This window comes from Salinimicrobium aquimaris (assembly GCF_035607535.1).
Lineage (GTDB): Bacteria > Bacteroidota > Bacteroidia > Flavobacteriales > Flavobacteriaceae > Salinimicrobium.
This window is the reverse complement of sequence record NZ_JAYDZX010000001.1, coordinates 154,266-178,644: the sequence shown is the minus strand read 5'-3', so window position 1 is coordinate 178,644 and position 24,379 is coordinate 154,266. Positions and strand designations below refer to the sequence as shown.

General features: G+C 42.2%; 22 protein-coding genes. 9 read left to right on the top strand and 13 right to left on the bottom strand.

Going from position 1 to position 24,379, the window contains the following annotated elements; all coding sequences use genetic code 11:
• Nucleotides 1-21 precede the first annotated feature (21 nt).
• Nucleotides 22-1,176, top strand: coding sequence for a baeRF3 domain-containing protein (locus VR862_RS00805; RefSeq protein ID WP_324719032.1), 1,155 nt, complete (start codon nucleotides 22-24; stop codon nucleotides 1,174-1,176).
• Between the two features lie 46 nt (nucleotides 1,177-1,222).
• Here VR862_RS00805 and VR862_RS00800 read toward each other — a convergent pair whose 3' ends face one another.
• Both VR862_RS00800 and VR862_RS00795 read right to left on the bottom strand, forming a co-directional pair.
• Nucleotides 1,223-1,762 carry a 1-acyl-sn-glycerol-3-phosphate acyltransferase gene (locus tag VR862_RS00800; RefSeq protein WP_324719031.1) on the bottom strand — a complete coding sequence of 180 codons (540 nt, stop codon included), beginning with the start codon at nucleotides 1,760-1,762 and terminating at the stop codon, nucleotides 1,223-1,225.
• Entirely contained in the window at nucleotides 1,746-2,957 is a 1,212-nt protein-coding gene (locus VR862_RS00795; RefSeq protein WP_324719030.1) for a proline dehydrogenase family protein, read from the bottom strand. The genes VR862_RS00800 and VR862_RS00795 overlap by 17 nt, the downstream gene beginning before the upstream one ends.
• 101 nt (nucleotides 2,958-3,058) lie before the next feature.
• On the opposite strand from VR862_RS00795, the gene aroB reads away from it, so the two are divergent.
• Nucleotides 3,059-4,147: a 3-dehydroquinate synthase gene (gene aroB, locus VR862_RS00790; protein WP_324719029.1), complete on the top strand. Its 1,089-nt coding sequence runs from the start codon at nucleotides 3,059-3,061 to the stop codon at nucleotides 4,145-4,147.
• A gap of 89 nt (nucleotides 4,148-4,236) precedes the next feature.
• A complete protein-coding gene (locus tag VR862_RS00785; protein WP_324719028.1) occupies nucleotides 4,237-4,575 on the top strand; it encodes a hypothetical protein in 339 nt (112 codons plus the stop codon).
• A 72-nt stretch (nucleotides 4,576-4,647) separates the two neighbouring features.
• Here VR862_RS00785 and VR862_RS00780 read toward each other — a convergent pair whose 3' ends face one another.
• From VR862_RS00780 to VR862_RS00765, 4 genes are all read right to left on the bottom strand, one after another.
• Nucleotides 4,648-5,196, bottom strand: a complete 549-nt coding sequence (locus tag VR862_RS00780; protein WP_324719027.1) for a type 1 glutamine amidotransferase domain-containing protein — start codon at nucleotides 5,194-5,196, stop codon at nucleotides 4,648-4,650.
• Nucleotides 5,197-5,301: 105 nt separating this feature from the next.
• The gene (locus tag VR862_RS00775; protein ID WP_324719026.1) at nucleotides 5,302-6,330 is read right to left on the bottom strand and encodes a YihY/virulence factor BrkB family protein; all 1,029 of its coding nucleotides are present in this window, start codon (nucleotides 6,328-6,330) and stop codon (nucleotides 5,302-5,304) included.
• Nucleotides 6,331-6,414: 84 nt separating this feature from the next.
• On the bottom strand, nucleotides 6,415-6,894 hold the full coding sequence (locus tag VR862_RS00770; protein ID WP_324719025.1) for an Lrp/AsnC family transcriptional regulator: 480 nt from the start codon (nucleotides 6,892-6,894) through the stop codon (nucleotides 6,415-6,417).
• Between the two features lie 77 nt (nucleotides 6,895-6,971).
• Nucleotides 6,972-8,135: a M14 family zinc carboxypeptidase gene (locus tag VR862_RS00765; protein WP_324719024.1), complete on the bottom strand. Its 1,164-nt coding sequence runs from the start codon at nucleotides 8,133-8,135 to the stop codon at nucleotides 6,972-6,974.
• A 278-nt stretch (nucleotides 8,136-8,413) separates the two neighbouring features.
• On the opposite strand from VR862_RS00765, the gene VR862_RS00760 reads away from it, so the two are divergent.
• Together VR862_RS00760 and VR862_RS00755 are read left to right on the top strand one after the other, a co-directional pair.
• Nucleotides 8,414-8,824 carry a helix-turn-helix domain-containing protein gene (locus tag VR862_RS00760; protein WP_324719023.1) on the top strand — a complete coding sequence of 137 codons (411 nt, stop codon included), beginning with the start codon at nucleotides 8,414-8,416 and terminating at the stop codon, nucleotides 8,822-8,824.
• A gap of 27 nt (nucleotides 8,825-8,851) precedes the next feature.
• Entirely contained in the window at nucleotides 8,852-9,226 is a 375-nt protein-coding gene (locus tag VR862_RS00755; protein ID WP_324719022.1) for a DNA topoisomerase IV, read from the top strand.
• A gap of 251 nt (nucleotides 9,227-9,477) precedes the next feature.
• Here VR862_RS00755 and mscL read toward each other — a convergent pair whose 3' ends face one another.
• The 5 genes from mscL to ychF all read right to left on the bottom strand — a co-directional run bounded on the left by mscL (nucleotide 9,478) and on the right by ychF (nucleotide 16,448).
• Nucleotides 9,478-9,927, bottom strand: a complete 450-nt coding sequence (mscL, locus tag VR862_RS00750) for a large conductance mechanosensitive channel protein MscL (protein ID WP_324719021.1) — start codon at nucleotides 9,925-9,927, stop codon at nucleotides 9,478-9,480.
• Nucleotides 9,927-12,614, bottom strand: coding sequence for a DNA gyrase/topoisomerase IV subunit A (locus VR862_RS00745; protein ID WP_324719020.1), 2,688 nt, complete (start codon nucleotides 12,612-12,614; stop codon nucleotides 9,927-9,929). Before VR862_RS00745 ends, mscL begins: the two co-directional genes overlap by 1 nt.
• Nucleotides 12,615-13,097, bottom strand: a complete 483-nt coding sequence (locus VR862_RS00740; protein ID WP_324719019.1) for a hypothetical protein — start codon at nucleotides 13,095-13,097, stop codon at nucleotides 12,615-12,617.
• Between the two features lies 1 nt (nucleotide 13,098).
• Nucleotides 13,099-14,952 (bottom strand): DNA topoisomerase IV subunit B, encoded by a 1,854-nt coding sequence (locus VR862_RS00735; RefSeq protein ID WP_324719018.1) that lies wholly within the window; start codon nucleotides 14,950-14,952, stop codon nucleotides 13,099-13,101.
• A 401-nt stretch (nucleotides 14,953-15,353) separates the two neighbouring features.
• Complete coding sequence (gene ychF, locus VR862_RS00730; protein ID WP_324719017.1) at nucleotides 15,354-16,448, bottom strand: redox-regulated ATPase YchF; 1,095 nt, start codon at nucleotides 16,446-16,448, stop codon at nucleotides 15,354-15,356.
• Between the two features lie 330 nt (nucleotides 16,449-16,778).
• Here ychF and VR862_RS00725 point away from each other — a divergent pair, with 330 nt between their 5' ends.
• Nucleotides 16,779-17,390: a hypothetical protein gene (locus tag VR862_RS00725; protein ID WP_324719016.1), complete on the top strand. Its 612-nt coding sequence runs from the start codon at nucleotides 16,779-16,781 to the stop codon at nucleotides 17,388-17,390.
• A gap of 113 nt (nucleotides 17,391-17,503) precedes the next feature.
• On the opposite strand, the gene VR862_RS00720 is transcribed toward VR862_RS00725, so the two are convergent.
• Nucleotides 17,504-19,669, bottom strand: coding sequence for a prolyl oligopeptidase family serine peptidase (locus VR862_RS00720; RefSeq protein ID WP_324719015.1), 2,166 nt, complete (start codon nucleotides 19,667-19,669; stop codon nucleotides 17,504-17,506).
• A 178-nt stretch (nucleotides 19,670-19,847) separates the two neighbouring features.
• Nucleotides 19,848-20,576, bottom strand: a complete 729-nt coding sequence (locus VR862_RS00715) for a class I SAM-dependent methyltransferase (RefSeq protein ID WP_324719014.1) — start codon at nucleotides 20,574-20,576, stop codon at nucleotides 19,848-19,850.
• 130 nt (nucleotides 20,577-20,706) lie between these two features.
• On the opposite strand from VR862_RS00715, the gene VR862_RS00710 reads away from it, so the two are divergent.
• The 3 genes from VR862_RS00710 to pta all read left to right on the top strand — a co-directional run bounded on the left by VR862_RS00710 (nucleotide 20,707) and on the right by pta (nucleotide 24,334).
• Nucleotides 20,707-21,261, top strand: a complete 555-nt coding sequence (locus VR862_RS00710; RefSeq protein WP_324719013.1) for a TlpA disulfide reductase family protein — start codon at nucleotides 20,707-20,709, stop codon at nucleotides 21,259-21,261.
• A gap of 2 nt (nucleotides 21,262-21,263) precedes the next feature.
• A complete protein-coding gene (locus VR862_RS00705; RefSeq protein WP_324719012.1) occupies nucleotides 21,264-21,911 on the top strand; it encodes a thioredoxin family protein in 648 nt (215 codons plus the stop codon).
• Between the two features lie 329 nt (nucleotides 21,912-22,240).
• Nucleotides 22,241-24,334 (top strand): phosphate acetyltransferase, encoded by a 2,094-nt coding sequence (pta, locus tag VR862_RS00700; RefSeq protein ID WP_324719011.1) that lies wholly within the window; start codon nucleotides 22,241-22,243, stop codon nucleotides 24,332-24,334.
• Nucleotides 24,335-24,379 lie beyond the last annotated feature (45 nt).

Sequence of the window (24,379 nt, the reverse complement as noted above, 5' to 3'; positions counted from 1 at the left end):
TTCCATTAAAACAGACAGATCATGCCAATTTTGACAAAAGAACAATTTCAGGACTTAGCAAAATTTGACAGTAATCCCTGCGTTTCAATCTTTATCCCTACCCAAAGGGCCGGAAAGGACGTTCTTGAGGAAAAAGATAAGATCAATCTCAAGAGTCAATGGAAGAAAGCCGGTGAAGAGCTCAAGAAATTAGGATTTCCCCAGGAAAAAATAGAGAAAATAGGAAAACCGGTAAGTGATCTCCTGGATGACCGGGATTTTTGGCGACATCAAAGTGACGGCCTTGCCCTTTTTCTTGCTGACGGATTTTACAGGCAGTACACCCTTCCCGTGTACTTCGAAGCTTTTACCTATGTAGCCGACCATTTTTATCTAAAGCCACTGGTGCCCATGTTCAATGGTGATGGCAGATTCTTTTTACTATCCCTTCAGCTGGACAAGGTAAAACTGTTTGAAGCCACTCAGTTTTCAATTGGAGAGGTAAAAATAGATGATATCGCTCCTTCCCAGATAGAAGATCGTGTAGGTTACGATTATGAAGAAAGAGGTCGAAAAGCAAAGACGCAAAACACTACTACCGGTACTTCTACAGTACACGGATATGAACCTGCCACCAGAGACAGGAACAATGAGATCTTACGCTATTTCAGGGCTGTGGATAAAGCGGTATATGAAGTACTTCACAATGAGAAAGTGCCGTTAATTGTGGCCTGTGAAGATTCTTTCTTCCCAATTTACCAGGAGGCCAGCCGATATAAGAACCTTTATTCGCAATCTGTTCCCGGCAATCCCGAAGCATATGAAGATATGTTCAGCCTGCATGACTCGGCCCTAAAAACCCTGGAGCCGTATTTTAAGAAGGAAAAGGAAGAGAAAATGCAGCAATTCAATGATCTAAATCCTTCCCGTACCTCTTCAAGTATTTCAGAAATAATTCCGGCCATACACGAGGGAAAAGTCGACACCTTATTCCTTCAGAACCGGGAGGATATTTGGGGAGATTACAATGAGAACATGGCTTCTGTAGATGTTCATGAGGAAAGAAGAAATGGAAGTGTCTCCTTAATGAATTTGGCAGCAATAAAGGTGATCGAACAAAATGGAAAGGTTTACCTGGTAGAGAAGGAATTTATGCCTAACAAGGAGACCATGGTAAATGCTGTATATAGATATTGATCTTTTTATTAAAAAGTAAAAAAGCTGCCGGTAAAGGCAGCTTTTTTTATGTGTAATGGGCAACCTTTCCTGTTACCTCTTTATAGAATTCCCTGATCTTAAGAAAATCCTGCTCCTTGTCGTCTGTCGTCCAGAGAGGCTTAGAGATCTTAACCCGCTTTCTTCCAAAATCGAATGCGATCATGACTATAGGAACATTAGCCGATCTTGCTATGTAATAGAAGCCGGTTTTCCATTCGGATACTTTCTTTCTTGTACCTTCGGGTGCAATGGCTAACCGGAATTCATCTTTTTGATCAAAAATAGAAGCTATCGCCTCTACCTTATTTTGACCCGGAGTTCGATCTAAGGCCGTTCCTCCCATCCACTTGAAGTACCAGCCAAAAGGAGGCTTAAAAAGTTCTTTTTTGGCAACAAATTTTATGTCTACTCCCAGGATCCTCCTCACCAGGAGCCCGAGATAAAAGTCGTGCCAGCTGGTATGAGGCACAACGATCACCATTGCTTTTTTCAATCCGGCGGGCCAGCTCCCGTAGAACTTCCAGCCCATTATCCTGAAATAAATGAATCTAGCTAACCAGTTCACTCTCCCGGTTGCTCTTGGTTATTTCTCCTGCACGTCTCTTTCGCTCTTCATATAGCAAAGCCAATTCTCTTCCGGTTTGTCCTTTTACTGAAGTATTTTCTTCTGCCCTTCTAATGAGGTAAGGAACTACTTCCTTTACAGGTCCAAATGGAACAAGCTTAGCCACATTATAACCTGCTTCAGCAAGATTATAGCTAATATGCTCACTCATTCCAAAAAGCTGGGAAAACCACACCCTGTCATCATCTATAGCAATTCCCTTATCTTCCATCACCTGTAAAGCCAGGTAATTACTCATTTCATTATGAGTTCCCACGAAAACGGAAATATCCTCTATATGAGCAAGACAGTACGTAAGCACTCCGTTGTAATTAACGTCTGTAGCTTCTTTGTTCTCACAGATGGGAGATAAATAACCCATTTTTGCAGCTCTTTCATTTTCCTTCTCCAGGTAGGCTCCACGCACAATCTTTGCTCCCACTATGAATCCCTGATCCTTAGCCCGGCTGTGGAGGTCTTTTAAATACTGCATCCTGTCCCACCGGTAACATTGTAAGGTATTAAAGATCACCGCCCGTTCCCGGTTGTATTTGAACATCATTTCTTCCATAAGAATATCGGCGGCATCCTGCATCCAGCTTTCTTCGGCATCGGCCAGCAACCTGACCCCCTGCTTATACGCCTCCTCGCAGATCCTGTTGACCCTGTTCTTCACCCTTTGCCACTCTTCTTCTTCTTCAAGGGAAAGGCTGGCGTTGGCAGAAACCTTTTGCCAAAGCTCAAAGCGCCCTATTCCCGTAGGTTTGAAAACGGCAAACGGCAATTCCTTTCTTTTTGAAATGAACTTTACAATATTTGTTTTACGCTCAATAGCCTTTTCAAATTCGCTCTCCTTCTCTTTTCCCTCAACAGAATAATCAAGAATGCTGTGCAGGTTCTTGGAATACATCTTTTCTATAGTAGGAAGACAATCTTTTTCGGTCACTCCACCACAGAACTGGTTAAATATGGTCTTTTTGATGAGTCCCTCTACAGGGAGATTTACCTTGAGGGCAAGATTGGTCATAGTTGTTCCCGCCTTGACCAGAAGCGGACGGTCTATCATCTCGAAAAGAAAGATGGCCCGGTTTAACTCTGAATCAGATTTTAGCCTAAAAGCTGTTTCAGTATCATTGAAAATTTTTTCTGTAATCATTTCAAAAAATTAGGGTACACAAAGATAATTAATGGGCGGGGATTGTTAGGAATTTTCTCCTTATTTTCGGGCACTTAACATGCACTTTTTTTCATCATCTCATGAGCAAAGCTTCTACTGAATCCCCTGTTTATTTCAACGATCCGGGATATCAAGAATTCAACCAGTTTTTGAACCGGGAAAGGTTCACTAAAATTTTCGTGCTGGTAGACAGCAATACCCATCTTCACTGCCTTTCGTCTTTTCTTCCAAAGCTGGAAACAACAACCGAAATTGAGGTACTTGAAATAGACGCAGGAGAAGAATATAAAACCCTGGAAACCTGCAATTCCCTGTGGGAGGTTTTGTCTGAAATGGGAGGAGATAGAAGAAGCCTTCTTGTCAATCTTGGAGGTGGTGTGGTTACAGACCTGGGAGGTTTTGTCGCAGCAGCTTTTAAAAGAGGAATTAGCTGCGTTCACTTCCCTACTACCCTTCTGGCTATGGTCGATGCCGCACTTGGGGGCAAGAACGGAGTTAACCTTGGAGCTCTTAAAAACCAGATTGGAGTCATAAAAAAACCCGAAATGGTGGTGGCCGACCTTGGCTTTCTCAACACCCTGCCTGCCGCCGAAATGCGCAGCGGGCTCGCCGAAATGCTTAAACACGGCCTTATCGCTGATGAAGATTACTGGAGGCGACTCAACTCCTTAAAGGACCTGAACCTGACGGATCTCGAAGGTTTGATAAAGGAATCTATGAATATTAAAGAAAATATTGTTGAGCAGGATCCATATGAAAAAGGGCTGCGTAAAAGCCTCAATTTTGGCCACACCCTTGGACATGCCATAGAATCTTATTTTCTGGAAACCAAAGGCAGTAAAAAGCTGCTACATGGAGAAGCAGTAGCTGTGGGGATGGTACTGGCAGCATATCTGTCTTCTGAACTGGAAGGATTTCCAAAGGAAAAGAGCGATGAAATAAAGGAAACTATACATTCCATGTATGGCAACACAGGGTTTTCCAGGGAAGATCAGGAAAAAATAATCGACCTGTTGAAATTTGATAAAAAAAATGAGGGAGGAAAGATAAATTTTGTTCTTTTGCGGAAAATTGGAGAACCGGTCATTGATCGGGAGGTATCGAACAGGCTCATCCTGGATGCATTCGAATATTATCTTGATCAACCGGAGAGCGAAAATTTGAACTAACTAATTGAGATTAAATTTTTTATTTATTTTAACGGCGGCGGAAGAATGAATCGTTATTTTCGCTTAGATGGAGGACCAAAAAATTACTTATGAAAAGAGTTATTGTTGATTACAAAAAGCTTACGCCCGAGATCCTGGGGCTATTGGTTGAGAAATATCCCGACGGTTATGATGATGATCAGATCATTTCTTTCAAAAATGCAAAAAATGAGACTGTTGAGGCTGTTGAGGTAAGAACAGAAGACAGTATCTACCTGGTCAAAGTGAGTACAAGACTTGAAAATTCCATGGCCAACTACGATGAAGAGGATTATGATGATGCAGATTTTAACGAACCTATTGTAGATCTTCCGGAAAAGAACGAGGAGGTAGAAGAAGACATAGATGAAGCAGAAACTTCAGACGAGATAGAAGAAGACGAAGATTAAGTAAAGACTTAAATATGAAAAAGCCGCTTAAAATCGATTAAGCGGCTTTTTCTTTGAACTTATACCTGCACATTATGCATGTTGTTCCCGGTGCTTTCCTTCTTTGATCTCCTCGATCAATTTGGCGTTAAAAGCAGGGAGGTCATCGGGATTCCTACTGGTGACAAACCCTTCATCTACCACTACTTCTTCGTCCACCCAGTTTGCTCCTGCATTTTTCACATCATCTTTCATGGAATTATAGGAGGTCATGGTTCTGCCTTTTACAACCCCTGCACTAATCAGCGTCCAGGGTGCATGGCAAATTGCCGCCACAGGTTTCTTTTGCTCAAAGAAATCCCGCACAAACTTAAGGGCTTCCTCGCTGGTTCTAAGATGATCTGGATTCATTACTCCTCCTGGTAGCATTAGCGCGTCATATTCACCTGCACTTACCTCACTCACCGTTTTGTCCACCTTGTACTCTTTGGACCAGTCGGTTTTGTCCCAGGCCTTTATTTTATCTTTCTCCGGACTTATGATATGGACTTCAAATCCCTCGTCTTCCATTGCCTCTTTGGGAGAGGTTAGTTCTATTTCTTCAAATCCATTTGTTGCCAAAATGGCTACCTTCTTACTCATTTCATCAATTTTTTGTTCGACAATAGTTCAGTTGAAGATAACCACCACATAGCTCTTTCTCTATTAAGAAGCCTATAAAAATAGCGTGGGGAAGGTTAAACTTTATTAAGAAGAATTCTTTTCAGATTTTTCCTTTTTCCTGCGCGCCTCTTGCTCCTCATCCTTGTGGGATTGCAGGGTATCCAGGATCCTCTTTTCATCAATTAACTGTCCTCTTTTCTCTTCCAGGCGCTCCAGTTCCTGGTAAATAGCAGGTTCGGCATATTCGTTAGGTTCTACTTTTTCCTTTTTGTGAAGAGCATACTGCACCGTGAATTCTGCCCCAAAGAATACAATAAGACAGGTATAGTAAACCCATAGCAGAATAAGCACCACCGAAGAAGCTCCTCCATAAATGGAACCCGGATTGCTCTGCCCAAAGTAAAACCCGATGAGATATTCAGCTAAAAGAAAGAGGCAGGTGGTTAGCATGGCACCGAGGTAGGTAGTTTTCCAATTCAGTTTAACATCGGGAAGCCATTTGAAAATAGCAGCGAAGAGGGATGTTATAATAGTAAAAGAAAGAGCGAAATTGAGTATTTCCAGGACAAAAACTGAAATTACAGGCTCTATGGACGCGACGTAATCTTTTACGGCCTTAATAATAGCCGAAATTACGAGGGAAATCAAAAGCAGTAAGCCCAGTACGAATACCATTCCAAGTGAAATGATCCTGTTGATAACGATCCTTTTTACAGTATTCTTTTTTACAGCAATATTCCAGATATTGTTCATGGCGGCCTTTAACTGGAAAAAGACTCCGGTAGCACCAAAGATCAAAAAGGCAAATCCGAAAATGACAGCCCAGGTGGAAGTTTGATCGAGTGCAGCATTGGCGATCATCCCTTCAATGGCCTGTGCAGCCTCTACACCAATAAAGTCTTCTATTTGCTGCGTGATCCTCCCTTGTACAGCTTCCCGTCCCCAAACATATCCCGCCACCGTTACCACTATGATGAGGAGGGATGGCAGTGAAAAAAGGGCATAATAGGCTATTGTTGCACTACGGGCCCAGGGTTCATTCCTGTTCCAGCTAAAATAGGACAGCTTTATCAGCTTCCAGAAGGAGAGCAACTTCCGTTTTATTAAGTTCATAAGGAAAAGGTAGGAAGTTTTCCATTAATAAAAAAGCCCTTTAAACCAGATGTTTAAAGGGCTTCAATATAAAGTTAGCTAAGCCTACAGATTCTCAAAAATCGAATGCATGAGCCTTTTCTTATCATTGATACTTTCCTCAAGTGAGATCATAGTTTCGGTACGGTAAACCCCGTCTATATCATCAAGTTTGAAGATGATCTCTTTTGCATGCTGCGTATCGCGGGCCCTGATCTTGCAGAAAACATTGAATTTCCCGGTAGTGACGTGTGCAACAGTTACAAACGGAATTTCGTTGATACGCTCCAGAACAAATTTGGTTTGAGAGGTGTTCTGAAGGAAAATACCTACGTATGCAATAAAAGCATAACCCAATTTCTCATAGTTAAGAGTAAGGGAAGAACCAAGTATAATCCCCGCTTCTTCCATTTTTTTCACCCTAACATGCACAGTACCAGCCGATATGTTCAACTTTTTGGCTATATCGGTGAATGGGGTGCGTGTGTTGTCGATCAACATATTGAGGATCTGGTGATCTGTTTCATCTAATCTAAACTTTGCCATATCTTATCTTTTGTAGATTCTCATTGTTTTAAACGAAGTACAAAATTAATACAAAATAATTAGATTATAAACAATATTCATGGAAGATAAGGCGGTTTTATTAATAACTTCTCTTTATTTAACAGAATTCCCTCTACTATATCGTTTTCGATAAGGCTGGTTCCATCTTCCTTTGTCACCTCCTGTTCTTTACAGTCGATTTCATAGTGTCCGAACAAACTTAAATTTGCCCCTATCTCCCCCACTTGCGGAAGGAAATGGACCTCCCCAGCTTTCATTTTTTCCAGGTACTGCAGCGCAATGTCCACCGTAGAACCCTCCAAAACTGCATTTCTTAGGATTACATCTCTGAAGTTCTTTTTATTTTGAGGTATACTGAAGTATTCTTGCTCATCTTCCTGCTGAAATTTGCCTGAAGCTATACTTCTAAAAGCAGTAAAAATAGATAAAGTAAAGTACCTGCGGGTCTCCTCCCTTAAATAGTCCTGTTGGAAGTGTCCGCATTCAAAAAGTATGGTGGGAACCTCGCGGGCCTGGAAAAAGTCGCCGGTACAATTGATATTAAAGCTATCATCAAATCTCCCCACCTGCCCGGGAATTACCTCCTGTAAAGCGGCATTCATTGCACTAATGATCTTCATTGCCTGTATCCGCACAGGAGTGATAGTTCGGGCTTCATCCATAGAAGGAGCCAAAAATGAGAGCGTAGCAGGTAAATTTGTATCTCCTGCACCAAATAAGGTACGTTGATCGTGCAGATTGAAGCAGAAATCCGGTTTAAATTCTTCAAACACCTTGCGGAGCACCTTACTTTCAGGCTCCTTTAAGTCACAGGCATCCCTGTTGAGATCCACTTTATTGACGTTTTCCCTCGTGTATCTTGCTGCTCCATCCGGGTTAAGCATAGGCATGATCAAAACAGTGCATTGTTGGAGGATCTCCTTAACCGTATCATCTGCCTTATGCTTTATGAATAAGTGAAGGAGATCGAGGACTCCTTTTGTAGTGGTAGTTTCGTTTCCATGCATTTGAGACCAGGCAAGGATCTTTTTAGATCCCTTACCGACCTTTATGGTCTTTATTGGAATATTGAGAAAGGAAGATCCCGCTTCCTTGATTTGAAAATGATCTTCTATTCCCTGCAAAGCTTCTTCTAAGGCAGAGTATTCTAAATACCTGCCATGAATCTCTGTTGCTTTAATTTTATTATAGGTCTGTAAAAATTCTTCAACACTTTCCATGTTTACAAAAGTAAATATTCCAAAATTTACATTCGTAAACACATAATCCGTCTGACCTGGTGTATTAATGTAAACACTCTCGTCAACCCTGTAAATACCTGATTGGGAAATATTCCTTATAACTGCATTAAAACATTCAAATAACTGTTTTTGAGTCTTTTAGCTAAGTATACTTAAATAGTTAATTAAATCAAATTAAGACTTTATACAAGAGTATTGCAGGATAATTTTATTAATGTTACTTTTGTAAACAAACCAATTTTACAATTCTGTTTACAATGGTAAACGTGGAAGAATTTACAATTAGACTCAACAAGATCATGGAATATTATGATCTTTCCGCTGCCTCCTTTGCCGATAAAATTGAGGTCGGCCGCTCCTCTATCTCCCATCTTTTGTCTGGTAGAAATAAGCCCAGTCTGGATTTTGTGATGAAGATTGTTAAGGCTTTTCCGGAAGTGGAACTCTATTGGTTACTAAACGGGAAGGGAGATTTTCCGAAGAAGACCGGCGAAAGGCCTCAACCCGAGTCTAAAGAACCAGTCAAACAACGTCCTGTTGAAGACCTGTTCTCTGCCTCTACCGCTTTACCTGTAGAGGAAAAATCTGCCTCTACTTCTTCAAAAAAGATCAAAAAAGTGATCATCCTTTATACAGATGGAAGTTTTGATGCTTATGAGAATCAATAGGCAGTAAAAAAGATTTAAATTTGGGACATGAAAAGAATTTTCTTCGGATTAGCCCTTTTTGGCTCTCTAAGCTCCTGTTATCAGCCCGAACGCAACTGTGAAGATTTTAGGACCGGTATATTTGAATTTGAATCTTACCTGGAGGGAGAACTGGTAAAGAGTCGCTTTATTCGGAATGACAGTATCGAGATTGATTTTTTTCGAGGAAAGACAGATACTTCTTCTGTGCGGTGGATCAATGATTGTGAATACCTGATCTCCAATTTAAATCCTAAAAATCGCGCCGAAGAAAAACCTATTCACATCAAGATCCTTACTACCCAAGGAAATACTTATACTTTTGAATACGGGTTAGTAGGAGAAAGCCAGAAGCAGCGGGGAACTGTTGTGAAGGTGGAATAGATCTGAGACTTTAGATTTGAGACGGGAGACTTGAGACGTAATGTATTCTCGGTGCATATTTACTACCCATATTTCGCCCCTACAGGGCTTTTAAAATCATGGTCCATTTTTACTACCCATATTTCGCCCCTCCGGGGCTTCGTCATACTGCGCATCATTGGGTAGTCCGGCTAATTGGGAGTGGAATTACTAATCTTCAATTCTGAACTCACACAATAAACTCTGAACTCTGAACTCCAAACTCCGAACTCTTAACTCTTCCTCTTCAGCAGCTCATTCTGTTCCGCCATCAGTTCATTCAAATTGGTAAGGAGCTCAATATCTTTTGGCGTAGCAACCGTTTTATCTTTAGGGTCCTCAGCTTTTTTCCTGAATTTGTTCATGAATTTGACCACTATAAACACCACAAAACCAATCACCAGGAAATCAATAAAAACTTCGATCAATAACCCGTAACCTACAGCTATTTCCTCTACAGCCTCGACCCCATCGGTGGCGGGAACTGCTTCCCTGAGGACAAATTTCCTATCGGCGTATTCAATTCTGCCGGTAAGCAGGGAAAGAGGCGGCATGATTACCTGCTTTACCAGCACATCTACAACACGATTGAAGGCGGTACCTATAATAATCCCCACCGCCATATCGATCATATTGCCCTTAACGGCAAATTCCTTGAATTCCTTTAGAAATCCTTTAGCCATTACTCCTCAAAAAGTTTAATCTGAGTCTCGTCTGTTTTAGCACCCTTTTTCTGCAGTTTTCCTTCGGTAAAATCGGGAGAATCTGGATTAGGAGTTTTGCTTTCCACACTCTCCTCATCCACTACTTCCATGTCTTCGGGAGCTACTTCTTCAGGTTGTTCATAAGGTTTGGGGTCAAGCAGGTTTATCTGTTTTACTTTTTCTGTAGTAAGCTGATTTCCAAGAGCCTTGATACCTTTTATTGCAATAAATTCTTCAAGTTCAACCTGATCGTTTGGTTTCTGGTCTTTCCCTCTTATTTTTCCGTAGACCACCTCCACTACCGGCAGATAATCTGTCGAAACTATCTCGAGATATGACTTTGGATGATCCCCTATAAAGTTTTCTTCCTTCTCTTCGTTTTCTATGACAAACCGTTTCACATAAAATCGCTCTTTTTCCCCTTCCCAGTAGATGGCGGAAATCGGTTTTTTAGGAGACCATTTTTCCAGAACGATGATATCTTCATCGAACCTGGTAGTCAATTCAGGTTTAATGGTTTTTGCCACCCCATTTTGAGTGATGATCAAAAGTCTGTCTTCTCCTTTAAATTCTCCGAGCAGCTCTCCTCTCTCATCTACGTTTAGTCTTCTTACAGTATCATCAAACCAGATCCTGCGGGGCTTAAGAGTAGAAACTCCTTCTTCCTTAAGTTCAATCTTTTTGATAGGATATTTAGTGACAATATTACCTTTCACTGCCCTGCCTTTAATGGCCATGTCGGCAAAATCCACCTCAAATTTGAGCTTTTTGATGCTGCCCACCTGCCTCAGATAAACCATCACCACCTCGGCCTCTCCATTGGGGTTGGCTGAGAAATAGGATATTTCAGAACCTTTTTTGCCTTGGGTAAGATCGTATTCCCGGTCGCGGGTGACCGAGGTAACGGCAAATCTCTTTATATATGAAGCGCCACCTTTCCCGTCTTTGTAGATCATATTGTAGATTGTCCTGCGATCCTTCTTCTTAAAAATGGCAACATGAATGATGTCCTTTCCAATGAACGTTTTTGCATCTACCCTGGTAACGATCATTTTACCTTCGGCGGTAAAACAGATCACGTCATCAATGTCTGAACAATCTGTGACGTACTCATCCTTCTTCAGTGCAGTCCCTACAAATCCTTCCTTTCGGTTTACAAATAGCTTCAGGTTGCGAACAACAACTTTGGTTGCTTCAATGTCGTCAAACAATCGCAGTTCTGTTTTTCTTTCCTTACCTGCGCCATATTCTTTTTTGAGTCGGTTAAAGTAAGCAACAGCATAATCTACCAGGTGGTCCAGGTGATGTTTGATTTGTTCGATCTCCCCTTCCAGGGCTTCGATCTTTTGTTGTGCTTTTTCCAGATCGAATTTGGAAATTCGTTTGATCCTTATTTCAGTAAGCCTTACAATGTCCTCTTCGGTCACCGCTCTTTTTAAATGAGCAATATGAGGTTTCAAACCTTCATCAATTGCTTTGATCACTCCTTCCCAGGTCTCCTCCTCTTCAATATCGCGGTAGATCCGTTTCTCAATGAAGATCCTTTCCAATGAAGCAAAGTGCCATTGTTCCTGAAATTCATCCAGTTTCACCTCCAGATCCTGTTTCAGCAGACTCAGCGTATGATCTGTAGATCTTCTAAGAATTTCTGAAACTCCTAAAAAGGCCGGCTTATTGTCAATAATTACACAGCTCAAAGGAGAAATAGATATCTCACAGTTCGTAAATGCGTAAAGAGCATCAATGGTTTTATCGGGGGACATTCCCGATGGCAGGTGAATAAGGATCTCAACCTCACTCGAAGTATTATCTTCAATTTTTTTGATCTTGATCTTTCCTTTATCATTTGCCTTGAGGATAGAATCAATTAGGGTTGAGGTATTGGTGCTAAAAGGGATCTCCTTTATGACCAGGGTATTTTTATCCAGCTGAGAAATTTTTGCGCGAACCCTCACGCGTCCACCTCTCATCCCGTCATTGTAGTTTGTGATATCAGCAATTCCACCTGTAGCAAAATCGGGAAAAAGTTTGAATTTTTTTCCCTGAAGGTGTTTAATACTGGCTTCAATGAGCTCGATAAAGTTGTGGGGCAAAATTTTAGTGCTGAGACCTACTGCAATCCCTTCAGCGCCCTGAGCCAGGAGTAACGGAAACATTACAGGCAGGTTTACCGGCTCCTTTTTCCTTCCGTCGTAAGACAACTGCCACTCGGTGATCTTGGGGTTGTAAACTACATCCAAAGCGAATTTAGAAAGCCGCGCCTCAATATACCTTGCTGCAGCGGCCCCATCCCCGGTCAGAATATTTCCCCAGTTACCCTGTGTATCTATAAGCAGATCCTTTTGACCAACCTGTACCATGGCATCTCCAATACTGGCATCCCCGTGAGGGTGATACTGCATGGTATGCCCCACAATATTGGCCACTTTATTGTACCGCCCGTCATCAAGATCCTTCATGGAGTGCATGATACGGCGCTGTACAGGTTTAAAACCATCTTCAAGAGCAGGAACGGCACGCTCCAGGATCACATAAGAAGCATAATCAAGGAACCAGTCCTTGTACATTCCCGTGACCCGGGTTAGAACTTCACTATTCCCTGATTCCAGTTCTTCGTTCTGCTCAAATTGATCGTCTTGATGATCGTTTAGATTCTCGTTCTCCATTTAAGCCCTCGCTTTGTTTTTTTCCAAAATCTTGGCAAGTGACATCTTTAAAGCCTTGACTTTCTTGCCTGTCAAAAAGGTGATATTATACTTGTAATGTCTATAGCCCCTGCTGTTACGCGAATGAATAAAGATGTGCAGGCGCTTATAAAAAAAATAGTTCTCTACTCTAAAATCCTTCAACTTTGACTTGGGCACCTCGGTTCTCTGCTCCCTGTAGTGCATAAATTGTGAAACCAGCACCCCATTGCTTTTGAAATTGATGGTTTCCCCGTCACTGTCAAATTCAAAGGTCTTTCCAACTATAAAGATGTAAATTCCAACCAGCAGTGCAATTGCATTTGGGATTAGGCTGCTGTAATTAAAAGGAACATCATCATATTTCAATTCAACAGATGCAAACGCATTAGTAATGAAAACCGCTACCACAATGATATAAATTGAAGGAATTATTCCGGTTTCTTTCCTGTTGTTGAATTTCATGTTATTCGTTAATAAGGTCCAGCTCTACCTTAAGGTTATCAATAATGAATTCCTGCCTGTCTGGCGTGTTTTTCCCCATGTAGAAGTTCAGGAGCTCCTCGATACTCATATCTTTGTCGAGCATTACCGGATCCAGCCGAATATCATCCCCAATAAAGTGCTTAAACTCATCGGGAGAGATTTCCCCAAGACCTTTAAAGCGGGTGATCTCCGGTTTTCCTGAAAGTTTTTGTACTGCCTGTTGTCTTTCCAACTCGCTGTAGCAGTAGATCGTCTCTTTTTTATTCCGCACGCGGAAGAGCGGGGTTTGCAGGATGTATAAATGGTTTTCCTTTATTAGCTCCGGAAAGAATTGCAAAAAGAAGGTGATCAGCAATAACCTGATGTGCATTCCGTCAACATCGGCATCTGTGGCGATCACGATATTGTTGTACCGAAGATCTTCCATGGACTCTTCGATATTCAGCGCCGCCTGAAGCAGATTAAATTCCTCGTTCTCATAAACGATCTTTTTCGACATTCCGTAGGAATTCAGAGGCTTTCCGCGCAGACTGAATACCGCCTGGGTATTTACATCCCTTGACTTGGTAATGGATCCACTTGCAGAATCCCCCTCAGTAATGAACAGTGTGCTTTCCAGGTAGCGCTCTTTCTTGCTGTCTCCCAAATGGATTCGGCAGTCACGCAATTTTTTATTGTGCAGGCTGGCCTTTTTAGCCCTGTCCTTAGCCAGTTTCCTAATCCCGGAAAGTTCCTTGCGTTCCCTTTCGGCCTGCAGGATCTTGCGCTGAAGCAATTCGGCTGTCTCAGGATTTTTATGGAGGTAATTATCGAGCTGTGTCTTTACAAAATCATTGATATAGGTACGCACCGTTGGCAGGTCACCTCCCATATCGGTCGAACCAAGTTTGGTCTTTGTCTGGCTCTCAAAGACCGGTTCCATGACCTTTATACTAATTGCTGAAACTATTGACTTCCGTACATCACTGGCCTCAAAGTTCTTTCCGTAGAACTCTCTGAGGGTTTTGACCACAGCCTCCCTAAAAGCTGCAAGGTGAGTTCCACCCTGGGAAGTGTGCTGCCCGTTCACGAAGGAGTGATATTCTTCGCTGTACTGGGTCTTACTGTGAGTGATCGCCACCTCGATATCATTCCCCCGCAGGTGAATGATAGGGTATAAACGATCTTCCTCGTTTATACTGTCGGCCAAAAGATCGGCCAGTCCGTTCTCTGAATAGAATTTCTCACCGTTGAAAACTATGGTCAACCCGGGATTGAGGTAAACATAGTTCTTCAGCATCTTTTCGATATATTCTGAACGGAACTTGTAGTGCTTAAAGATCAGCTCATCGGGTGTAAAAGAAACCTTTGTACCTCTTCTTCTTGAAGTTTCTTCCAGTTCCTCTTCATTGATAAGGTTTCCCTGCTCAAATTCGGCCGACTTGGATCTCCCATCCCTGGTTGATTCTACTCTAAAACTGCTGGAAAGGGCATTCACCGCCTTGGTACCGACCCCGTTTAGTCCCACAGATTTTTTAAAGGCACGGGTATCGTATTTACCCCCGGTGTTCATTTTGGAAACCACATCAACTACCTTCCCCAGCGGAATTCCCCGACCGTAATCCCGAACAATTACGCGTTGGTTTTGAACGGAGATCTCAATGGTCTTCCCTGCGCCCATTACGAATTCATCGATACAGTTATCTATAACTTCTTTAAGAAGGATATAGATCCCATCATCGGCGCTGGAACCATCTCCAAGTTTCCCAATATACATCCCGGGACGCATACGAATATGCTCCTTCCAGTCGAGCGACCGTATATTATCTTCGGTATATTTTGTTTCTTCGATCATAGCTGCTTCCTGCGGTTTCGTGGCTAATATAAGCTTTCCCCGAAAAAGTTGAAACCATAGGCGAACAAAATAATTAACAATTGTTTCACAAAATCGGGTTCAAGGTTGAATGTTTAAAGTTCAAGGTCTTTTTTTGGATTCAAGATTCAAGGTTCAAGGTTAAGGTTTAGGTCTGGCAAATTCAAAATTTAAGGTTCAAAAATTCAGGATTAGGTGATTTCATAAGAATACCTTCTAAAAATTATCTTTTTTAAAGGCATTCCTGCATTAATATTTCCTGAATTAAAAAGACCTCACAAGTTTCAAAAACCTCTGAGGCCTCATGTCGTACCAAGTCTCAACACTTAATACTAACACTTAAGATATTTTCTACCGTCTACAGTCTAAAGACTATTGCCTAACTACACATTGAACCTGAAGTGCATTACATCCCCGTCTTTTACAATGTATTCCTTTCCTTCTACTCTCATCTTTCCGGCTTCCTTTACCTTGGCTTCACTGCCGTAGCTCACGTAATCGTCATAAGCAATAACTTCTGCACGAATGAATCCTTTCTCAAAATCGGTATGGATCACGCCGGCGGCTTGTGGCGCAGTGGCACCAATTGGGATCGTCCAGGCTCTCACCTCTTTCACCCCTGCAGTAAAGTAGGTTTGCAGGTTGAGAAGTTTGTAAGCACCGCGGATCAATTTTGCCGATCCCGGCTCATCAAGTCCTATATCCTGAAGGAACATTTGGCGTTCCTCGTAATCTTCAAGCTCTGTGATATCGGCTTCTGTACCCACTGCGAGGACCAAAACTTCAGCATTTTCATCCTTCACCGCCTCTTTTACCTTATCGACATATTCGTTCCCGGTTACAGCATCGCTCTCATTCACATTACACACGTACATCACCGGCTTATCGGTTATGAACTGCAATGGTTTAATAAATTCAGCTCGCTCTTCGTCTGAAAGTTCTATAGCTCTAACCGACTTTCCGGCTTCCAGTCCGTTTTTCACCTTTAGCAGGGCTGCTTCCTCTTTTTGAGCTTCTTTGTTTCCGGTTTTAGCTGCACGCTTAACTTTTTCGAGTTTTTTCTCCGCTGTTTCAAGATCTTTTAACTGGAGCTCCATATCAATGGTCTCCTTATCCCGCACCGGATTAATATTCCCATCCACGTGCACAATATTGTCATTCTCAAAACATCTCAACACGTGAAGGATAGCGTCAGTTTCCCTGATGTTTCCCAGGAATTGATTTCCCAAGCCTTCCCCTTTGCTCGCCCCTTTCACTAAGCCGGCGATATCCACGATCTCTACAGTTGCAGGCACTACCCGCTCTGGATTTACTAAAGATTCCAGTTTCTCAATCCGCCTGTCGGGCACGTTCACCACGCCTACATTTGGTTCTATTGTACAAAAGGGAAAGTTAGCACTTTGGGCCTTTGCGTTTGAGAGACAATTGAATAAGGTTGATTTTCCTACGTTGGGTAATCCTACAATTCCGGCTTTCATAGATAATTATTTGCTGCGCTTTTTTGCGGGTGCAAATATAGCACTATGAATCTAAACTTTACTCTGAATTAAAGGATCAGAATTTTAATTTCAAATCTGGGCTCAAAATTATGGCTTCTTCATAATTTCATCTTTTTTGCTAAGGATAGTATTTACCACTCCTAATTTCCTATAGAGGAAAAACCTTACAATTGGAAAAACTAGGACAAAATTGTCCTAATTCCTGTTATTTTTTACAGCCATACACATAAACCCCTCATAATTAATGTTTTATTACGATTAATACTTTGAATAGCCCATAACTTTGGACTAAATCTAAAAAACATTATTATGAAAAATTTTAAACGCTTACTTCCATTCCTAATGATTTTCAGCTTTGTTCTCTTGTTGACGAGTTGCTCGAAATCTGAAGCCGATGAAGAGATGATGTATGGTCTCGAAACTGACCTGCAATCTGCCCACAAAGATGTTAATATGTCGGCCAAGGCAAAATATTACACGGCAGATCTTTCTGCTCTCAATAATTCCGGAGTTTCGGGTACTGCCGAATTAGTCTTAGAAGGAAATGAGCTTACAGTGACCATCAACGCGACTGGTTTAGTTCCCGATATGACACACCCTCAACATATCCACGGTTTTGAGGATAGTAACAAAAACTCAAAATGTCCTCCCGCTTCTGCCGATGAAGACGGTGACGGTCTCGTAGAGATAGGAGAAGGATTGCCATTTTATGGTGCACCTTTATTGCCGTTAAGACCATTTCCTACTGCACCAGATGGTACTATAACATTTTCGAGAACATATGATGCAAGTTCTGCTATTACCCCTCTTCAAAATAATACTATTGTTTTGCATGGAATGTATGTTGATGATGAATACGTTCCTACTCTACCTGTAGCCTGTGGACCCATTCAACCTGCTCAGGGAAAGAAGAATATATAAAACATGATAATTCATAAATAAAGAGACACCCAAATTCGGGTGTCTCTTTGTTTATCAAAAGCTTATAAAAAAAGACATTTTTGAAACTCTTTCAAAAATGCCTTTTTTAGGTCCTAATTTTTCATAGGCGCTGTGGGCTGGAACTCGGGATGTTCTGATTGCCAGAAACTGAAGGCAAACATGTTTGCAAAGTTCTCAAAGGTCTTTGATTTCTGGTCCCCTATCCCATGGCCACTTTCAAAGTCGGTAAGCAGTAGCACGGGTTCATCTGAAGCAGTTGCATTCTGCATCCGGGCGGCAAATTTTGCCGGTTCCCAGGCGATCACTCTTGGATCGTTCATCCCCGAAGTGATCAACGCCGCAGGATATTCCACTCCGTCTTTTAGGTGGTGATAGGAATCCATGGCGAGCAGGGCCTTGAATTCTTCAGGATCTTTCACGGTACCAAATTCGGGAGCGTTCACAGGGCCGTTGGGAGATTCTTCCATACGTACCGTGTTCATGGCTCCAACTGCAGGAATTGCTGCAGTGAAAAGGTCGGGTCTTTCTGTAATAGCTCTACCTACCAGAATTCCGCCGGCACTGCCTCCCATGATGGTGAGCTTTTCAGGATTAGTATAACCTTCTTCGATCAAATATTCGGCAGCGGCAATTGCGTCTTTCCAGGTGTTAGGTTTGTTTTCCTTCTGTCCCGCACGATGCCAGTCGTCTCCCAGTTCCCCGCCTCCACGTACATGGGGTACAACAAAAACTCCGTCGTAAAGTGTATAAGCCAATAAGATCGGACTAAAGAACGGACCTGTTGAAATTCCGTAGGAACCATACCCATATAACAGAACAGGATTATTCCCGTCGAGCTTCAGGTTCTTTTTGTGCACCAGGGATACGGGTACCTTAACGCCGTCATGAGAGGTCACCATGACTTCTTTGGCAACAAGGTCATCCAGTTCGGGATATTCGGCCGGAGTTGACAGGGGCTCCAGTTCGAACTTGTTTGTCGCGACATCGTATTTATACCTTTTTGGAGGAGATGTCCAACCGGACAGGTTTACCCAGATGTCACTGAATCCGGGCCCTTTAGAATTAATCCCCACAGATCCCGCAGTGAATGGAAGAGCTATTTGTCTCGGTTTATTTTCACCTTCTGGCAGGAAAAATAACTTGCTCTCTACCCCGTTGGATTTTTGGGTATAGTAGAGCCCATCTTTAGTAGTGACAAGGTTTTCAATGGGTCCTTCAGCGGGTTCCTCCACAACCACTTTGCCTTTTGAAAATTCCGGTGCTTCAATGCTGCTCTTCACAATTTTAAAGTTTGGAGCATCTTTAAAGCTTAGGTAATAGATAGCATCTTTAGAACCCACGATGTTGGCCACCTGGTCCTCCTGAGAAGTGAGATTTTTCCATGAAGTTGGGTTGGATTTGTCTCCTTCGGCAAGGTAAGTCTTGATCGCTTTGTTTACAGTGACTACAACACCAACCGTCTTGTCCAGGTCTTTGTCATAAATAACAATAGGAATTTCTTCAGGTTTAATGTTGAGAGCCGAATTTTTTTCCGCCGAAAAGATCTCCTTATCCTCCGATTGAGGGGTACCAAGTTGATGACGGTAGACCTTAAGGTTGAGCTGCCGGTTCATATCAGTAATATCTGCCGAATTGAGCTTGGTATATACCACCTGGTCATCCACCATCCAGTTAAAGATCTCCACAAGGTTCAATGGTTCTTCAAGACGTTGCCCGGTTTTGTCCAGAATGAGAAGTTCCCCGTTTTCCGATCCATCGGGAGCCAGGCGCACTGCAACTTTATCTCCCTTAGCACTAGGGATAAGGCTTAATATGGTATAGGTTCCTTCCTTATCTTTCTTATACTCTTCAGGATCCAGGAGCAACTTTTCTGAACCTTTGTAGCCATTGCGAACATACAGCTTTCCCGATTCGTCCTGCGGTGTCATCTTGAGATAGTAATAGGTATCATCATCGGTAATATTGACGTTCATGATCCTGGCAGCAGTACGACTGTCAAGCTCCCGGATCTTTTTCTGAAGATTACTTTTTTCAGGAATTCGATTGAGAACAGCCTCGGCATAATCTGTATTGGAACGTAACCAGTTGACAACTTCAGGATCATTGAGATCTTCCATGTAGCGATACGGGTCTTCCACAGTGATCCCGTGATACACGTCTTTAACTACTTTTGGAGTAGCATTTTCGGGTTTCGGCGTAACCTGCGCCATAACCGGCATCAGGTTTAGCAATAAACAGTAGAGAATGAATCTTTTCATATGAACAGGTTTAAAATTTCCTATTTTTAAAAAGATCGGTGAACTGGCTGGGGAAGACCTAATCCCAAATCTAATTGGGGGATTGGAGAGCAGGATGATAAAGATAATATTTTTTTAATAACTGAAAATGAGAAATTATATGTCACTAAGCGATATTTTTCGAGACAAAACATTAATATTAAATTCTTCCAAGCCTTAGGATAACAGGAAAATTTACCGGGCCTACTTCTCCAAAGCTTTGAAAAAGTTCCTGTTCTATAATCTCTACCGGATTTTCACCTTTTTCACTCTCATACAGTTTTACTGCCGACCAGGTTTTGAGATATCCCACCAACCTCTCAAAACTCCATTGCTGCTTCATTTCGAAATGTGGAGCTTCAATCTCATGGAACGGAAAAGGAATAGTTTGATACCTCTCCTCAAGATAACGCCGCTCCTGTGGCCAGAATGTTCCTATAATATTATGGTAAAAGTCTTCAATGATCTTATTGGTTCCGGGGGTACTGTTGAAAAGCGCATATCCAAAAATAGCAATTACAGCCTCTCTTTTAAGCACCCGTTTTACTTCCCCGTAAAACAGTTCAAAATCGAACCAGTGAACGGCCTGCCCCACAGTCACAAGATCAAATGCAGCATCTGGAAACACGGTATTTTCAGCAGCCTGTTTTGAGTAATGAATATTTTCCTTCTGAATTCCCTGCGACAGCTGATTAATACTGATATCGGTTGCATAAACCTGATCAAAGGAGTTGGCAAGCTCCCCCGCAACCTGCCCGCTACCCGTGCCGCAATCCCACGCCTTTTCCCGTTTATTACACAGCTGAAGTAGAAAATCAAATAGCTCCTGCGGATAGGTAGGTCGAAACCGGGCATAATTATCTGATGCTGTGGAGAAATAATCTTTCATGCGTTTTGTGCATAATTTTAATAGAAAAAGCTATGAAAAATATTCCGGATCTTTACCTGCTTTATATTTTTACTTTAAAAATAACATTAAGAACAAGTTGATAATCAGAACAAATCTTTATTTTTCCGGAATGAAAAAGATCCTCATTGTTTTGATCACTCCCCTGTTGTTTGCCTGTGCAGATAATGAAAAGACGGTGGAAAATGAAGTGGCTTCTGAAGTTAAAAAGGCCAAAGTTTTCCAACAAAAGGAGACAGCATCTTCGGCTTTGATTCCCACAGTCGACTTTGAGGCCTTTAATTCGGAATACCTTCAGAAAAAAAATGACACCACTTATATCATTAATTTTTGGGCCACCTGGTGTAAACCCTGCATAGAGGAACTTCCCGCCTTTGAAAGAATAAATGAAGAATATTCGGGACAGAAGGTCAAAGTCGTCCTTACAAGCCTCGATTTTCCGGACCGACTGGAAAAGCAGGTAATTCCGTTCATTAAAAAATATGAACTGCAGAGTGAAGTGGTACTTCTGGATGATCCCGATGCTAATTCATGGATCCCAAAAGTGTCTGAGCAATGGAGTGGTGCCATTCCTGCAACCATCATTTACAACCAGCAGGAACGAAAATTCTATGAGCGTTCTTTTACCTATGACGAACTAAAATCTGAACTCACATCAATCTTGTAATTATGAAAACATTCCTTTATTTAACTGTTGTAGCTCTTTTTGGGTTAACCTCTTTGGGCAGTGGTAATACTTCTGCTCAGCTTCCCGGAAATCAACCGGAAACCAATATGACCGACGGTTATACCATCGGCGATGAAGCGACCAATTTTAAACTGAAAAATGTGGACGGTAAAATGGTCTCTCTTTCAGATTATCCTGAGGCGAAAGGCTTCATTGTGATCTTTACCTGCAACACCTGCCCATACGCAGTGGCCAGTGAACAACGTATCGTTGCCCTGGACAAGGAATTCAAAGGAAAAGGATATCCCGTTATCGCCATTAATCCAAACAACCCAAAAGTACAGCCGGATGATACTTATGAACTGATGCAGAAAAAAGCCAAAGAAGCAGGATTTACTTTCCCATATCTGTATGACGAAAGCCAGACGATCTATGCAAAATACGGTGCAAAGAAGACACCTCACGTTTATATACTTCAGAAAGAAAAAGGGAAGCATATAGTTAAGTACATAGGTGCTATTGATGACAATGTACGCAGTGCAGATGCTGTGAAGGAGCGCTTCGTGGCAAATGCTGTGAATGAACTTTTAGCCGGCAGGGAAGTCAGTGTCAAGGAAACGAAGGCTATCGGCTGCACGGTAAAACAATAGTCTTTTAAAATTTATAAAATAAAGCCTTGTCATGAACCAAGGCTTTATTTTTTTAGATATAGTAAATAGTTACTTCTCGAATAATCTTCTTCCGGATAATTCCTTCTGATTGCAGCTTCAAATTCAGGCACTGCCCGACTCCAGATTTTTAAGCTGAAATTATCACCTCTCTAAAATAGCATTTTCAGGAGAGATATTTCCGAAGGAGTAAAACCGGACCAGATCATCCTGCTTCAGCTGATTTTCATCAGATTTTCACGACTTTTTAGTCTGCAGCGCCGGTCCAGATTTTTTATAAGCCTTACTTTTGCATGAGAATTTGAAAAACCATGAATAAAGGACTTTATATAGCAACCCTGGAGCCAAACAGCGGGAAATCATTGATCTCCCTTGGCCTCATGAGGGCACTTTTAGGGAAAACAGTACGCGTGGCCTACTTTAGGCCGATCATCAATGAAGCAAAACCCGGGAAAAGAGATAACCACATTGAAACTGTTCTTAAATATTTCGACCTGCCTCTAGGTTATGAGGACGCTTTTGCTTTTAAAAGAGGCGAAGTCATACAAAAACGCAACGAAGGCAAGTCGGGCGAGATCATAGATACCATTATTAGGAAGTACAAAAAACTGGAAGAGGATTTCGATTTTGTGCTGGTGGAAGGCAGTGATTTTTCGGGCGAAGGCAGTGTGTTCGAGTTTGATGAAAATGTGAATATCGCCAAGAACCTGGGGCTTCCTGTGATCATTGTTGCCAGTGGCCGCGGCAAGACTAAGGAAGGCCTTATGGGCAGCCTGCAAATGGCTTACCAGACCTTTATCCGGAAAGATGTAAGAGTGATGGCCATGGTGAGCAATAAGATCGAACTCGAGAATCTCACCATTGCAACAGAAGGGATGAGGGAATTCCTGCCAGATGACGTGGCAGTCTTTGCTCTTCCGCTTATCGATACCCTTGCCAATCCCACTATTAAGGAAATTGTAGAAGTACTGGATGGAAAAGTCCTTTTTGGAGAGGAATTCCTGGACAACCAGTCGGGTAGCTTCAATGTGGGAGCCATGCAACTGCGCAATTACCTGAACCACCTTAAAAATGAGAGCCTGGTGATCACCCCGGGAGACCGTGCAGATATTATTCTGGGTGCCCTGCAGGCACACATTTCCAGCAATTACCCGAGGATTTCGGGGATCTTGCTTACCGGCGGACTCATCCCTGAAGATTCAATTATTAAGTTGATTGAAGGTCTGTCGCAGGTAGTTCCCATTATTTCTGTCGAGGACGGGACCTTTAATGTGACGAATAAAGTTGGAGCAATAAATTCCAACATTTATGCAGATAGTACTCAAAAGATTGAGACCTCCATTAGCACTTTTGAGAAGTTTGTGGACATGGATCCTTTGATAGAGCGTTTTGCGGGTTTACAACCAACCGGTTTGACCCCGCGAATGTTCCAGTACAGCCTGGTGAAAAGAGCTCAGCAAAAGAGAAAGCACATCGTGTTACCTGAAGGTACAGATGAGCGCATTCTTACCGCAGCCTCCCGTTTGATCGCAATGGATATTGTTGACCTTACCTTACTTGGAGATGAGGAAGAGATCAAAAAGCTGGCGATGAACCTGGGTCTCACTATTGATTTTGATAAGTTAAAGATCATCAACCCAACAAAATCTGAATACTTCGACGATTATGTAAAGACCTTCTACGAACTGCGGAAGCATAAAAATGTCAACATGGACATCGCACGTGACCTTATGAGCGATGTTTCCTACTTTGGAACCATGATGATCCATAAAGGCCATGCCGACGGAATGGTTTCGGGAGCCGCTCATACCACCCAACATACCATTCGTCCAGCGTTGCAGTTCATTAAGACCAAGCCCGGTGTTTCTGTGGTTTCTTCAGTATTCTTTATGTGTCTTGAAGACCGTGTTTCTGTATTTGGAGATTGTGCAATCAATCCTAATCCTACTTCAGAAGAGCTTGCAGAGATCTGTATCTCTTCTGCTGAAAGTAGTAAGGCCTTTGGAATTGAACCAAAGATCGCCATGCTTTCCTACTCTTCAGGAAGTTCAGGAAAAGGAGAAGATGTGGATCGCGTGAGGGAAGCTACAGAGATTGTAAAAAGAAAACGTCCAGATCTTAAGATCGAAGGACCTATTCAATATGATGCCGCAGTTGATCTTAGCGTTGGTAAAGCAAAACTTCCGGATTCTGAAGTTGCAGGACAGGCAAGTGTGCTCATTTTCCCCGATCTCAATACCGGAAACAACACCTATAAGGCAGTACAGCGGGAAACAGGAGCTTTGGCGATTGGTCCAATGCTCCAGGGGCTGAATCAACCTGTGAACGATCTTAGCCGTGGTTGCACGGTTGATGATGTATTCAATACAGTGATCCTTACAGCCATACAGGCACAAGGTTTTTAAAAGTTTAAAGTCTAAGGTTTAAGGTTTAATGAAAGCTGTTAATTG